Origin of the sequence: Aquimarina acroporae (genome assembly GCF_023195925.1) — a bacterium.
In the GTDB taxonomy this organism is placed as follows: Bacteria; Bacteroidota; Bacteroidia; order Flavobacteriales; family Flavobacteriaceae; genus Aquimarina; species Aquimarina acroporae.
In genome coordinates this window covers 350637-363905 of the sequence record NZ_JALPRE010000009.1, presented here as the reverse complement: position 1 = coordinate 363905, position 13269 = coordinate 350637, and the positions used below count along the sequence as shown (strand labels likewise).

Here is a 13269-nt window from a genome sequence, read left to right as displayed (position 1 = left end):
TCATAATCATTATACCTTAAGATATTGGCCCATTTAGTACTCTGTAAAAGTATTCCTTAACATTCCGCTAGACAATATACTCCCTGCAACAAACACATATATCAGTATTAAAAAACACAATCTCATTCCAGCTGCCTTCATAGGTTCGTTCACTTTTATACCATACAAATTATACGGAAGACTTTTGAACGTAGGTCTACTTGATGTAAATGCATAATCTGCCATAAAAACTAGCAATAAAAGTGGATATTTGAGATAATTAATTATCGCATTATCTATACCCAAAATAGTTGGATTATCATTGGATCGTTCAGAAATTGTAAATACAAAATAAACAACCAGCCCTATAATTAAAACAAAAACTAATCTTGCAATTACATCTCCATATTTATGCAACATATTGTTTTTTTGATCTAAAAAGACAAGAAAAATAATTCTTATAGTTTGAGCTATAAGTAGCACTACAATCATCATATAGCAATAAGAAAAATACTCTGAAGCATAAGGATCAATTCCCCATCGTATATTTACACATACTACAATAAGAATACCTACCAAAGTATAAAAAAGTAATAAAGGAATATAAAATAATTTAGGTTGTTTATTTAGCCACCTACCTAATACATGAATAAGTAGGAGGATAATAACAATCTTATATCGATCAAGATTCGCTAAAACAACTAACCAATTAACATCACTAAACCTAGTGGAAAAGTATGCGGACAAATGCGTTACCATACTCCATAACACTATTGTAATGATGTAGGTTGTGACAAGAAATCTAATTTTCTCTCTTAAAGAAGTTTGCATTGTAGTAGAACTCAACGAAAATAAAGGTACTATTTAATTATAACTTATGGAAGTCATAATATTTCGCTTATCTATAGTTCTATATAGACCTATTCCTCCTCTAATCGATTATATCTTTTAAGTATTGTTCTATTTTACTGATCTCTTTGGTTTGTTGAGGAGCGTTGTAATTAGTCCAAAAATCAGGATTGTAAGCTTCTTTTTGATTTTCGAGACTACTTCCCGAATCCATATTTTGCGAAAAAGGATATATCTCTACACCTTCGACAATAATATTATTAATAAACAACTCTTTTTTAGGTTCTTTTGTAAATAGTAATTTCTTAGGATTAGTAGTATCATATATGTTCCAAGTATCCTCTTCCTTTTGATATTTAAGATACATTTTATCGTTATACTCTTGATATTCAAAAATAACATTGTAATAAACCTGTTCCTGTCCGTTACTTAATCTTCTTTTCCAGGATTTACCTTTATGAGCGGTTCTTGTAAGTTCCATTCTAATAAAGGCAAAAGACTCGGTATCTATAAATAATGTTGCTTTTTGGAAAGGAACATCTTCTCCCTCGATTTTATAAACCAGCCTATTATTGAAAGGTATAATATCTATTAGCCTATAATTCCATCCTCCTTTTCCTTTAATTGGTCCATAATCAAATCTGATAAAATCATCTTCAATGAGATCCATAATAGCATTTTTTCTATCCCACTTTTTATTCCAGGGGTTCTTATCAGATATATAGCTACTCCTTATCCCTACCAATTCTACATTGGCTTCTTTCTCTACCGAGATTGGTTTATTATAAAACTTTGCGGCACATTCGAGATATTCTACATAATTACCGTCTTCTTTTTGTAGATCACGAACAAAACCTTCTAAGATAAAAGGTGTATCAGGGTAGTTACTTGCTATGGCATTATAAGCCTTTCTAACAATTTGTTTTGCAGTGAATTTTTTCTTTTTAGTAGCGGTAATTATAACTTCATCAAGTGGACTAACTTCTCTGCTAAGTAAGATATTCTCTTTTATAGTAAAATCATCAATTCTTCTCTCAATCGTTCCATACCCTATACTAGATATAACTACGATGCTAGTATTACTTACGTTTTTGATATAAAAACTAAAATCCCCTTCTTCATTAGAAGTAGTACCTATACCCTTATCTTTTAAGTAAATCGATGCAAAAGGAATAGGTTTTTTATCTTCTTCATCCAAAACTCTTCCTGTTATCGTTTTTACATCTTGTTGCCCAGTTATGAAAAAAGATATAAGTAAAAAAACTCCTAAAAGAATAAACTTAATAATTGTATGCATAGTATCATGACGAATTAGCATTCGTTTCGTTACTTATAAAGTAAAATAAAATTACTTTATCGATCTATTATTTTTTATAAACTTAGTCGGATCAATATATCCCTCGGTATTCGAAGAATAACCCGCTCCTATTGGCATTCCCACCTTACTCCTTATTTCAAAATGTAAATGTGCTAGATATTGACCGTCGTTATTTCCTATGGTTCCTATTTTTTGACCTTTTTTTACGAATGCACCTTTCTTGACTAAGATTTCATTGCAATGTGCATATAACGACTCCACCATACGCTCTTTACCTATATAATGAACGATTCTAATCACATTACCCCAGCCTCCGTGTATATTCTTAGCATGAGTAACATAACCATTCCCAATTGCATATATTGGATCTCCAAAATCAGTATTACCTCCTCTCACACCATTCCAATCATCACCTAAGTGATTATTTTCTCCAAACTTTTGAGCATTGTAATACTTAGTAGCATTTGGTTTTCCCACCGGAAAATCAAATCCATTGGTCAACTTAAGTGTATCTAACTGCAACTGGTTTTGTTCATCTAGGGAAGCTAGGTTATATTCTTTTCTAGAATTAGAAGAACAACTTGTGATAAGCATGCCTGTAATCAATATTAAAAAGCTTATTCTCATAAATATAAATTCTGTTAGATGTGTTTAGCCATAGAACTTACCCACTATTCTTCACAACTCCGAGTTCTCTTAAACATACTTAGCTTTTAAACCTCAATCGACAATTAATGATTTTATATATCTAACAAAATCTTTGTAAAACTTATTATCTTGTTCCAAAGAAGCATTCTTAGTTCCTGCAACCCTCTGAAATGTCGGATTATCTGCTTTTTGCACATCTAATGGTCCTTTGTAGCTAAAGTGTTTACATATCTCCTTAATTCCCAATGTGAAAGTATCGTAATCATAATATCCAAAATCGACCCTGACTTTGTTAGTTTCGGCAAATATTTCACCTCTACTACCATTAATCACCTCGTAAATCCCGTTGCCATTCTCCGTTAGAAAAAGTAACAACTTCTCGCCTTTCTTCATTTTTGAATAATCTCTAGGATCGCAAACCCAACCTTTAAAGGTCTTAACTTTAATAGTCTTTCTTGAAATCTTTCCTTTCAGAAAACCATCGACATCAAAAAGATATCCAATATTGTTGTGGATTTGCCACTTCTCCTGCATTTGTCCTTCTACAATTATATCAGCTGCTCCTATAATTGAATAATATGGAAAATCTCTCTTCCTCAGATCTCCAGTACTTGTAAATAGAATCGCTAAACAAATAAAAATAAACCTCATTTTAGAAACATTCGATTAGGTAGAAAAAGAGTTATAATAACAACACTATTCCTTCAAAAAATCCAAGACTAATTTATTGAAAAACTTTGGGTTTTCTGAAGGGAAATAATGAGTTTCATTAGGTAAAATTGCCAGTTGAGCATCATCTATTGCTTCATACATTTTAATCGTATGAATATTTTTAATCTCATCATGATCTCCGGCCATTATCAAAGTTTTAGATTTAATCGCTTTTAAATCCTCATACTGTAATTTAGGATAATTGGCCATAAGTTTATAAAGAGATATAAAAAGGTCATTATCATTTCCTCGGTTGTTTTTCTCAAGTTCTTCTATGGTATTTTTCATTTCTTCTAACCCAATTAATCCTTTCGGATTAATATTTGCACCTACAGCAATTAGTTTACTTATTTTTTCGGGGAAATTAATTGCCATTATTAATCCTATTATTCCTCCATCACTCCATCCCAGAATATGTGTTTTTTTTACTCCAATTTTATCTAAAAACAATTTAATATCCTTTGCTTCCAGCGTATAGGTAAGTTCGGTTTCGTAATCAAAGCTCGAATTTCCTCGTCCTCTACAATCTACAAGTATCACTTTGTATAATTTGGAAAACTCTTCTACCTGATTTATAAAAGCGCTAATCGATTGTCCATTACCATGTAGCAAAAGCAGAGGTTGTCCCTCTCCATAAGTCTCATAATATAACTTTACGTTATTAACCTCAACAAATTTTCCATGATCGTTATTTCCAATAATACCGCTACCTTTGATAAGTAATGACTGTTGCCCATGAAAAGGTTGATTTTTTGAATAAATAATCTCAAAATTTTTAACCTTAGACATTTTACTTTTACGAATTCCTTCCTGCCAAGAATCCTCAGATAAAGTTTCTTCAAAACTTTTATTTCCAATTTTTAAACTTTCCCATTCGCCAGTATTGGACTTAATTTCTATATTGAAATCGTCAAAATAAAAAGCTCCATTCCCTTGACAAAAAGCTCCAAAATATAACTTACCAGCGCCTTTATCGATTTTACCTGAGATAGTAAAAATCTTCCAATCATTAGATACCATTAAATTTTTATTATATACATCATTTTTGAAAAACCCTACAGTCCCATTTTTCTTATCAATTCTAGCCCATAAAGCTGATTTTCCTTTGTTAATATCTCCTTCTTTTCTCAGATAGGCTGAAACTCTAAACTCCTTATTTTCATATTTTGAAACATCAACAGATTGTGAATAGGCTGTCCAATCCTTAACGATTTCTGCTTCCTGAGAATGTCCGTTGGCACAGAAAAGGAATATCAGAACTATCAAGTTAAATCTCTCTTGCATTTGATATACTTATTTTAGATACAAATTTGATCTTTTTAATTTAACACTCGGTTTACCGTCACTTCTTGATTAGGGTAATTTCAATAATTTTTCCATTCTACTATTAAAAATCTTAATAAAGTTATAAGCTTCATTAGTAAAATCTGTACAACTAAAACAAAAGTTTAAAATAATAACTTTCTTTCCATTTTTTATTCTATTGTAAATCATTTTTTCCGGACATCCAGAGTATCCTCCGACTTTTTTAATAAGTACAGGTTTACCAATAGAAAATAATGCTATCGCAAGTTGGTCTATTCTATGTTCTATTAACTCGATTTCTTTCTGATTAAGTCGAAACCATTTTTGAAATTCATAGAATATTTTTAAGGTAATAATGGTATTTAATGGAGAGTCAAGTTTTTTAGAAAGATCCTTTAATGAGGAATCGATTTTAATTGATTTAGGAGCATAATTTAAAAGTAAATTATATTCATTTTTAATCTCTTTTCCATCCTGAGCAAAACAATGTACTCCAAAAATCAAGAATATTAGACAAACTAAACTTTTCATATGCTAAAAGGACTAATACTTTTTATAAACCGTGACAAAACAAACTACTTCTTTAAAGGAAAATCATTATTAGTAACATAAACATTTTTAAGATTTCCTCTTTCCTTTCGATCAAAATACCTGAAAAACAATTTATTAAAATCTTATAGCTTTCTTCTCTCTTTGTTAAAAATTAATCTTAGTCTGGTTAAGTATATATTAATACTAATTACCTTGTATTTTTAATTATAGAAAAGGAAAAAATGCTACCTTTTTTAAAAATCAAAATGCTTGTGCTTTTAAACTTTAAAACAAAATAGCGGTCGAACTTATTATCCAACCACTATTTATAAGTTATTCTAAAGTATACCTCTAGTGTTTATCGAAGTGATATGTTTTCTAACAAAGAAGTCGCTAAATCGCCAATTTTTCCTGCCAGTGGTCCCACCCCAGAAACATTAGATAATACGATCACAGCTTTCTTATTGTTCTTATCCATAGTTAAATAAGAAGAATAACCTCCTGTACCTCCTCCATGGCTTAATATTCTAAAACCTTCACTTTCGAGAATTTCCCACCCCAATCCTATTGATAAACCTTTTACCCTTTCGAATGTAGCTTGTTGTGGTAAATTATACTCTTCATCATCCTCAAAATTCTTTCTTACAAATTTTTCAAGATCAATTACTGAAGATTTGATGGATCCCGCTCCCGACATCGTATCCCTAAAATTCCAATTTAAAGTGGTGTTCCCTTCTGGGCCAAGTGCTGGTATTAGTTTAGAAATATCTACTTTTTCCAAGAGTGTCGTAGAACTTGTCATCTTCAGAGGTTCAAAAATTAGATCTCCTAATAACCCTTCAAATGAAGTACCTCTTTTTTGAGCTAAAATATACCCGAGAGTTCCGAATCCCAAATTTGAGTATTCATAGTTTGTACCGCTTTCAGAATTTAAAAACACATGATTCTGAAAATAGCTTTCAAAATTACTTACAGTAAAGCTAGCATAAGGGTCGTTGATATCTAAGTCTATAATTTCATGAGTATTGGTTGGTAAACGAGGTAAACCAGAAGTGTGATTGGCCAATTGTAATAAATTAATATCTTGACCATTTTGCATGGGAAAATCAAATTGACTCTGCAAAGTTTCAGTTGGCATAGCTTCATTAGTAGCTATTAATTTAGATAAACACACCCCTGTAAACACCTTGGTTATCGAGCCAATTTCAAAAATCTTATCTTCAATATTTGTTCTTCTTAACACCCTGTTATTATTCACAACACCAATGAACTCAGTAGATGCATTATCGATAATTGCAATAGCAATTTGAGTACTAACTGGAAAATCGGACGCATGACTCTCTATGATCTTTACAAATTCCTGATTAGAGATATCATCACTCAAGGTACTTTCTATAGCAACAGAATCATCGTTACTACAACCTGTCAAAAACAATACGGCAACGCAGATAATTACAGATAACAAACTCAAATCTTTTACTAAGTCGCTCTTTGTTTTTTTTAAAAAATACGCTTGTCTAAAAATTTTCATGTTTTTTGATTTAATGATATTCATACCTAATAATTTTACTTCAAACCTAAATGATTCAAAAGTTTAGGAAGTATCAATATCTTAAAATCGTACAAATCCGAACTTATTTATATTTTAATCGATACATATTGGGTGTCATTCCGGTAATTTTTTTAAAAGCATTATGAAAAGTCGTTTTTGAGGAAAATCCGCATTCAAGACCTATAGCCAAAAGGCTATAGTTTTCGAACTCAGAATTAACTATAATATCTTTAACTGCTTCTACACGATATTTGTTCATGTATGTTGAAAAATTATCTCCTGTAATGGTATTTATTATTTGCGAAACATAGCCCGTACTGATTCCTAATTTCTCAGCTACTTTATCTCTGTCTAAAGAGCTGTCTCTATAGATGTGCTCGTTAACAAAGAGTTCCTCCAATTGCCTGAAATACACATTTTCTTTCGTTAGCGTTTCCGCTTTCTCATGATCGTTAGCTTTTATATGCTGATTTTTTGATGAATCTCGATCGGTGGTCATTAACCTTTGCCTATCTATTAAGGCTTTTATCTCTTCTTTATCTTCGGCCAATTTATATTTAAAAATACCATAATACACAGTCCAATGAATCAAAAAGGTTGAAAGTACCGCTAGACCTTTCATTGTTGGATCAAATACATCATAATCCGAAAATATTCCAAAAATGATACTAAATACAATTACAAACACAAAGGACACAAAAAAGACAAAAACCTGCAACCAAAGATGGGTAAGCCATTTTTTTTCATTAGAATTTTTCGAAAATCCAATAAAGGTACGAGCATATAATAAAATACCTGGTATAAAAAATAGAGTTAATAGTACTTGCACAAAATTTAAGAACTCAAGTATTGGTTCATGAAAACTCCATGAGTACACGTTCAAAACAGTTTCAAAGTTTTCAAATGTATTCAATACCATCGTATATGCAAAAGGAACATAAAACCAACGAAGATGTTTAGAACTTTTAATAGGATGATCAACCTGATGAATTATAAATAAGAAAATGAAGACTGGGAAAAGTAATTCTAACCCGATATTATCAATATATAGCAACCATGGGAGGTATTCATAAATATTGGTAACTTCGAATACAAGATTTAATAACAAAACTGAAAGCAAAAAAATAGCATATGCCAAATATGTATTAGCATGACTTTTAAATATGGGAGACTTAAAAATTATTAACCCTAAAACAAGTCCTTGAAAAATTGCAATATTAAGAATGGTTACTAAAATCAATGATTAGTGTTTTATAAAAAAATATAATCTTTCAATGTTTCATTACTTAAATACAGATTATTTTGCCGTATGTTACAAAAATTCTCTGCACTGACTTAATCAAATTAAAATTTTGGTTATTACTATTTGGAGATACTAATTAATGTTGTTCTATTCATACTTCACAGCTCCCATTAAAATATCAGCAAATATTCTCCAAATAGGGACATCTGCATCCAAGTTCGATTTGACGTTCTTGTAATAATCATCAATACATTCCCTACATCGTTACTTTTAACTATAGAAATACTACTTATACTCTTTATTCTTCTATAATTTCTTCTTCAGATGATTGTGAATTTGCAAATCATCCGTTGGTAATTTCCAAGCCAATCTAATGATTGTTATAAAGGAAATAATCTCTATGAGAGCAAAAAAAGTATCATCTAAATCGCCATTGGGTAATGTACTTATTACTCCTAACATGATTATAATAGCAGCAATACTATTTACCCATTTGTTGGCTATATTAGGCAATACTCTGGAGAGTAAAACCATGAGAATTGGAATTTCCAAAATCACACCATATAAAAGCATATTAGTATCAGAAATAGTAAGAGCCATCATTTCTTCAATATATCCTATGGCAAGAAATTGATGTAAATCTCTAAAAATCATATTAAACAAAATAAATACCCAAAGAGTAGAAAGAAGTGTCGGTATTGTTATAGAATTGATCTTCATAATTTTTTTCTGATATTATTATTTTTCTGAAACATAGTCTGCAAGGGCAGTTTCTTTTTCACCGTAGGCTTGAAGTTCAGCAAGTTTATGCTGTATACTAACTCGTAACTGTTCTATTTCTCGAGTATACTTTCGTAATTGCACCTGATCCTTACTTGACAAGTTGGGAGCAGGACCACCTGTAAGACTGTGAATACTTCTTTGTAAACACGCTATACGTTTCTGCTTTGATTTAATTATTTTTAGTTTAGGGAAACACTCCAAAACTTCCTGAGCAGATGATAAGTTTTCTCGAGTTTTTAAAATTTCTAAAGTCTCATTGTATAAAGTATCATTCTCTTTTTTTGTAAGGATGGTTAAGAGCAATACTACCAATATAACGCAACAGCTTGTAACTGCTGTAATTTTCACAACGTTCATAACTAATTGATTTTAAGTTTAAAAAATGAAGTTGCAAAGATGAACAGAAGCTTTCTGTCATGCATTGACTTGGGTTAAGAAATGAAAAAAGTATATAAAAACTGTAACCTGCTTTATTTGGTAGACAATCTCTTACGAATTCTGCTCAAGGACTCAGGTTTGATTCCTAAGTAGCTTGCAATCATATACTGTGGCACTCTATGAATTAGATCGGGGCGTGTAGCTACAAGTTTTTGATAACGATCTTCTGGAGACAGATTTTTAAAATCATCGAAAGACATTTGTTTTTTTACAGAAAGACTATCTCCAATTTTAATGAACATAGGGACAAACTGAGGGAAATTTTGTATAAATCGTTGTGTACTTTCTTCATTCCCCGTAGAAATAATGCAAGGTTCAACACAAGAAAGGTAATATTTAGATGGTTCCTGATTTACATAACTCACCGGAGCGATAGGATCGTTTTCGGTATAGAATTCCATAATCCTTTCTTCACCATCTTCAAGATAATATCGCTTTACGCAACCTTTAAGTACCAAAAAGCAAACTTTTGCGATCTGCCCTTCTTCCAATAAAATATGGTCCTTCTTATATTCCCTTATAATATCTTCTTTTTTAATAAGCTTTATCTCTTCTTCAGTAAGAGACATGTATTGGGAAAAATATTCAACCAATAAGTTTTCAGTATTCATAAAAAAAAAGTTAACTCCTAAAGCATACAACACAAATGTACAGGTTTTAACTCAAACTACTGAATTACAAGCGTTTTACAAAAGTTATTGTGTATAGCTTTACAACTCAACCCTAAATGTTTTACAAAAACACACCTACAATTTTCGGGAAAACCCCAAAAAGAAAAATCCCGATAATAGTACCCCAATATTGATAGTTCTTCTTTTCTTTTTCTATACTACTGATAATAATAAAAATAACACTCAATATTAGTAGAGCACCAGACAAGGTATTTAAATAGAATAAAGTTATGGAAACGCTATAAGCGGTGCTACTAAAATCTATATAGTTTATCGTTAACAGAAATGTGATCACCTGAATAATAAAATCCCATACCACAAAACGAAACGCCCACTCCCGAAAGTTTATGTTATTCATCATAGCTCAAATGATATATCAATCTTCCATCTATATCTTATATAGGTGTCTTAAGGAGATAAGATGTTACCTTTTGTATTGATGAATATTTTTAAGCTAGAAAATTCTATTTTACAATACCAATATAGTTCCAAGTTTAATACATGGTATTAGGGTTGGCAGAGGATTTTGGAATTTGTTGAATCGCATCCCAATGTTCACAAATTTTACCGTACACATCAAACCTAAAGAAATCCATAGTAACATATTGATCATTCCCAGGCCAGGTTTGGTGAGTATGTAATGCCACAAGGTCTCCCTCGGCAATGCAGCGAACAAATTCTATAGACTTTTTAGGATACTCACGTTGCATACGCTCAAAATAATCAATAAATCCATGGGTACCGTCAGCCACATCTGGATTATGCTGTATATACTCTTCTCCGACATATCGCTTTATTGCCTCCTTAGGATTTCCTTCATAGGCCATTTTATAGAATGCGATTGCATGTCTTTTATTATTTTCCAAATTCATGTATCTATCTTTTGTTATCTATATAAAATTACAAAAGCTATATTGAAAACAACGCGATTCTCCTTATGATATCGAAGGTACATCTAGAATATTTCTCTATTCTGTCGACAAATCAAGCCTTATTACAATAAAATCAACATGGGCTGAGGCTCTCGAAGCCCACAACCCACGAATTTGAATAAAGTAACTTATTTTGCTTTCAACGCTCCATTATCAATAAGCACCTGAAAAGCGTCTTCCATCGTTTTTTTAAGAGGTAGGAAGTTCATCTGCAAATCATTCTTAATTTTTGAGTTATCTGCTCTCCAGGGAATGTTTACATTATTGCGAATAAACTTTCGGGTAAATAGTTTGTTTGTCATAGGGCCAATAATCATAAGTAACCATTTGGGTAATGCTTTTCTAGGTAAAGGAAATTTGTCACCATAAGTACCTAATAGGGTAGTACCCATTTCTAAAAAATCGGTCTCATGAGCAGCAGTGATGTATCTACCATCTGCATTTGGCATAAATCCAGCTCGATAATGTGCCTCTGCTACATCTCTTACATCTACTACTCCCATCCCTATTTTGGGTGCTCCCATTTTCATATCGCCTCCACCTAACATTTTAAGAATATTTACGCTTTCTGAAGTGCTATGTTGCGGATTTAAAGCAGGACCAAGAACCAAACAGGGATTAATAGTCACCAAATCCCATTGAGATTGAGAGTTTACAAGCTCCCATGCCTTTTGCTCAGCCAGGGTTTTAGAATACGAATAAGGTTGGTAATTTAATGATGCAGTGGTATTCCAAACCTGTTCGGTAAGTCTTCCTCCCGGAGCATTGATAGAATCAATAGCATCGGTATAAATTGCAGCACAACTACTAGTTACCACTACTCTTTTTACTGAAGATATTTCCTTTGCCGTCTCTAATACATTGGCAGTACCTTTTTCAGCAGGGTCGACTAAGTCTCTTTGGGGGTCTTTTACATCGGTCACAAATGGAGACGCCGTATGATATACCAATTCACACCCCTGCATCGCTTCTTTGTATGAACCCGCCTCTAACAAATCAGCTTTAAAAAATTTTATTTCTCCTTTGGCCAGCGCAGCAGCGGCTTTCAAATGCCCCACTTTTTTATTATTTTCTGGACTCCTTACAGCAGCATGCACTGTAATTCCTTCATCTACAAGTTTTTTAACCAACCAACTGGCTACATACCCATTGGCTCCAGTTACAAGTACTGGTTTTGTTTTATCTATTTGTGTCATTATTCTTTTGATATTTAATACACTACAAATATCGAAGTATTGCCCATGAATAAGGAGCATGAACTCCTGAAACACAAACACAAATCACTGATTACTGCAATTTATGTTATAATCAATTCAACTGTCTATATTCCTGAGGAGTCATTCCGGTTTTAGATTTGAATAACCGGCTAAAATAATGGGGATAATTAAACCCTAACGTATACGCGACACCACTAATAGAATCTGTAGTACTCCACAATAATGTTTTTGCTTTTTCTACTATGAAATTATGGATATGATCTTTGGCACTGTAACCTGTCTCCTTTTTTAAGAGATCGCTCAAGTAATTAGGAGAAAGATGTACTTTTTCGGCAAAATAATCTATTGAAGGCACCCCATCTGTACTCAACTTTCCTTCTTTGTAGTATGTTTTTAGGATAGCCGTAAACATTGATATGGTATCTGAATTTTGTGCAGATCGCGTATTGAATTGTCGTTCATAATATCTAGATGAATAATTGAGTAATAACTCTAAAGTAGAAGAAATCACAATTTGACTATGATTATCTATACGCTCTTTGATCTCGTTTTTTATAAGATTAATACATTCGGTAATTGTATTTTGTTCTGTATCTGACAAATGTAACGCCTCATGCACATCATAAGAAAAGAATTTATACCCATCAATCCGTTGTCCCAATGCAGTACTACGAATCAGATCAGGATGAAAAAAGAGCATCCAACCTTGTACCTCATTCAATTTTTGGGGTTTATCTAGTGATACCACTTGACTAGGAGCTGTAAAAATGAGTACTCCTTCATCAAAATCATAAGAATTTCTTCCGTATTGCAACCCGCACCCCCTATCTTTTAATGCAATAGAATATAAATCATGAGTAGTTTTTACTCCTATCCATTCCTCACCTATCTCCCATTGAGAAACATCAACAATACTAATAAGTGGGTGTGTAGGTTTATCAAAACCACATACTTCGTGTAATTGACTTATAGATCTTATTCTTAAAATTTCTTCGCTCATCTTCTCTTAGATTAATACATCTTAACACAAAGATATGTATCATCGCCAGTAAACTTAAACAGAAAATATACTATACCTAACACAAATCACAG

16 protein-coding genes are annotated in these 13269 nt (G+C 32.0%); all 16 read right to left on the bottom strand.

Annotation, left to right across the window (positions count from 1 at the left end):
• Positions 1-33: 33 nt before the first annotated feature.
• Positions 34-810, bottom strand: a complete 777-nt coding sequence (locus tag M0D21_RS15445; protein WP_248331119.1) for a hypothetical protein — start codon at positions 808-810, stop codon at positions 34-36.
• Positions 811-910: 100 nt separating this feature from the next.
• A complete protein-coding gene (locus M0D21_RS15440; RefSeq protein WP_248331117.1) occupies positions 911-2125 on the bottom strand; it encodes a carboxypeptidase-like regulatory domain-containing protein in 1215 nt (404 codons plus the stop codon).
• Between the two features lie 51 nt (positions 2126-2176).
• Complete coding sequence (locus tag M0D21_RS15435) at positions 2177-2773, bottom strand: M23 family metallopeptidase (protein ID WP_248331115.1); 597 nt, start codon at positions 2771-2773, stop codon at positions 2177-2179.
• A 93-nt stretch (positions 2774-2866) separates the two neighbouring features.
• Positions 2867-3445 carry a hypothetical protein gene (locus M0D21_RS15430; RefSeq protein ID WP_248331113.1) on the bottom strand — a complete coding sequence of 193 codons (579 nt, stop codon included), beginning with the start codon at positions 3443-3445 and terminating at the stop codon, positions 2867-2869.
• A 45-nt stretch (positions 3446-3490) separates the two neighbouring features.
• The gene (locus tag M0D21_RS15425) at positions 3491-4789 is read right to left on the bottom strand and encodes an alpha/beta fold hydrolase (protein WP_248331111.1); all 1299 of its coding nucleotides are present in this window, start codon (positions 4787-4789) and stop codon (positions 3491-3493) included.
• A 69-nt stretch (positions 4790-4858) separates the two neighbouring features.
• On the bottom strand, positions 4859-5341 hold the full coding sequence (locus tag M0D21_RS15420; RefSeq protein WP_248331109.1) for a hypothetical protein: 483 nt from the start codon (positions 5339-5341) through the stop codon (positions 4859-4861).
• Between the two features lie 358 nt (positions 5342-5699).
• Positions 5700-6896, bottom strand: coding sequence for a serine hydrolase domain-containing protein (locus tag M0D21_RS15415; RefSeq protein WP_248331107.1), 1197 nt, complete (start codon positions 6894-6896; stop codon positions 5700-5702).
• Between the two features lie 79 nt (positions 6897-6975).
• Entirely contained in the window at positions 6976-8133 is a 1158-nt protein-coding gene (locus M0D21_RS15410) for a helix-turn-helix domain-containing protein (protein WP_248331105.1), read from the bottom strand.
• A gap of 150 nt (positions 8134-8283) precedes the next feature.
• Positions 8284-8385 carry a DUF7660 family protein gene (locus M0D21_RS23135; RefSeq protein ID WP_449500936.1) on the bottom strand — a complete coding sequence of 34 codons (102 nt, stop codon included), beginning with the start codon at positions 8383-8385 and terminating at the stop codon, positions 8284-8286.
• Between the two features lie 57 nt (positions 8386-8442).
• Positions 8443-8856 carry a DUF6326 family protein gene (locus M0D21_RS15405; protein ID WP_248331103.1) on the bottom strand — a complete coding sequence of 138 codons (414 nt, stop codon included), beginning with the start codon at positions 8854-8856 and terminating at the stop codon, positions 8443-8445.
• An 18-nt stretch (positions 8857-8874) separates the two neighbouring features.
• A complete protein-coding gene (locus M0D21_RS15400) occupies positions 8875-9276 on the bottom strand; it encodes a hypothetical protein (protein ID WP_248331101.1) in 402 nt (133 codons plus the stop codon).
• 113 nt (positions 9277-9389) lie between these two features.
• The gene (locus M0D21_RS15395) at positions 9390-9968 is read right to left on the bottom strand and encodes a Crp/Fnr family transcriptional regulator (RefSeq protein WP_248331099.1); all 579 of its coding nucleotides are present in this window, start codon (positions 9966-9968) and stop codon (positions 9390-9392) included.
• A 121-nt stretch (positions 9969-10089) separates the two neighbouring features.
• A complete protein-coding gene (locus M0D21_RS15390; RefSeq protein WP_248331097.1) occupies positions 10090-10389 on the bottom strand; it encodes a hypothetical protein in 300 nt (99 codons plus the stop codon).
• A 133-nt stretch (positions 10390-10522) separates the two neighbouring features.
• Positions 10523-10900 carry a nuclear transport factor 2 family protein gene (locus M0D21_RS15385; RefSeq protein WP_248331095.1) on the bottom strand — a complete coding sequence of 126 codons (378 nt, stop codon included), beginning with the start codon at positions 10898-10900 and terminating at the stop codon, positions 10523-10525.
• A gap of 188 nt (positions 10901-11088) precedes the next feature.
• Complete coding sequence (locus tag M0D21_RS15380) at positions 11089-12156, bottom strand: NAD-dependent epimerase/dehydratase family protein (protein ID WP_248331093.1); 1068 nt, start codon at positions 12154-12156, stop codon at positions 11089-11091.
• 112 nt (positions 12157-12268) lie between these two features.
• Positions 12269-13177: a helix-turn-helix domain-containing protein gene (locus M0D21_RS15375; protein ID WP_248331091.1), complete on the bottom strand. Its 909-nt coding sequence runs from the start codon at positions 13175-13177 to the stop codon at positions 12269-12271.
• Positions 13178-13269: the final 92 nt, after the last annotated feature.

Bases quoted from the DNA above. Each gene is read 5' to 3' on its own strand.
- M0D21_RS15395 (WP_248331099.1), bottom strand. From the start codon at position 9,968: ATGAATACTGAAAACTTATTGGTTGAATATTTTTCCCAATACATGTCT.
- M0D21_RS15380 (WP_248331093.1), bottom strand. From the start codon at position 12,156: ATGACACAAATAGATAAAACAAAACCAGTACTTGTAACTGGAGCCAAT.
- M0D21_RS15375 (WP_248331091.1), bottom strand. From the start codon at position 13,177: ATGAGCGAAGAAATTTTAAGAATAAGATCTATAAGTCAATTACACGAA.
- M0D21_RS15435 (WP_248331115.1), bottom strand. From the start codon at position 2,773: ATGAGAATAAGCTTTTTAATATTGATTACAGGCATGCTTATCACAAGT.
- M0D21_RS15405 (WP_248331103.1), bottom strand. From the start codon at position 8,856: ATGAAGATCAATTCTATAACAATACCGACACTTCTTTCTACTCTTTGG.
- M0D21_RS15425 (WP_248331111.1), bottom strand. From the start codon at position 4,789: ATGCAAGAGAGATTTAACTTGATAGTTCTGATATTCCTTTTCTGTGCC.
- M0D21_RS15430 (WP_248331113.1), bottom strand. From the start codon at position 3,445: ATGAGGTTTATTTTTATTTGTTTAGCGATTCTATTTACAAGTACTGGA.
- M0D21_RS15440 (WP_248331117.1), bottom strand. From the start codon at position 2,125: ATGCATACAATTATTAAGTTTATTCTTTTAGGAGTTTTTTTACTTATA.
- M0D21_RS15385 (WP_248331095.1), bottom strand. From the start codon at position 10,900: ATGAATTTGGAAAATAATAAAAGACATGCAATCGCATTCTATAAAATG.
- M0D21_RS15390 (WP_248331097.1), bottom strand. From the start codon at position 10,389: ATGATGAATAACATAAACTTTCGGGAGTGGGCGTTTCGTTTTGTGGTA.
- M0D21_RS15445 (WP_248331119.1), bottom strand. From the start codon at position 810: ATGCAAACTTCTTTAAGAGAGAAAATTAGATTTCTTGTCACAACCTAC.
- M0D21_RS15420 (WP_248331109.1), bottom strand. From the start codon at position 5,341: ATGAAAAGTTTAGTTTGTCTAATATTCTTGATTTTTGGAGTACATTGT.
- M0D21_RS15415 (WP_248331107.1), bottom strand. From the start codon at position 6,896: ATGAATATCATTAAATCAAAAAACATGAAAATTTTTAGACAAGCGTAT.
- M0D21_RS15400 (WP_248331101.1), bottom strand. From the start codon at position 9,276: ATGAACGTTGTGAAAATTACAGCAGTTACAAGCTGTTGCGTTATATTG.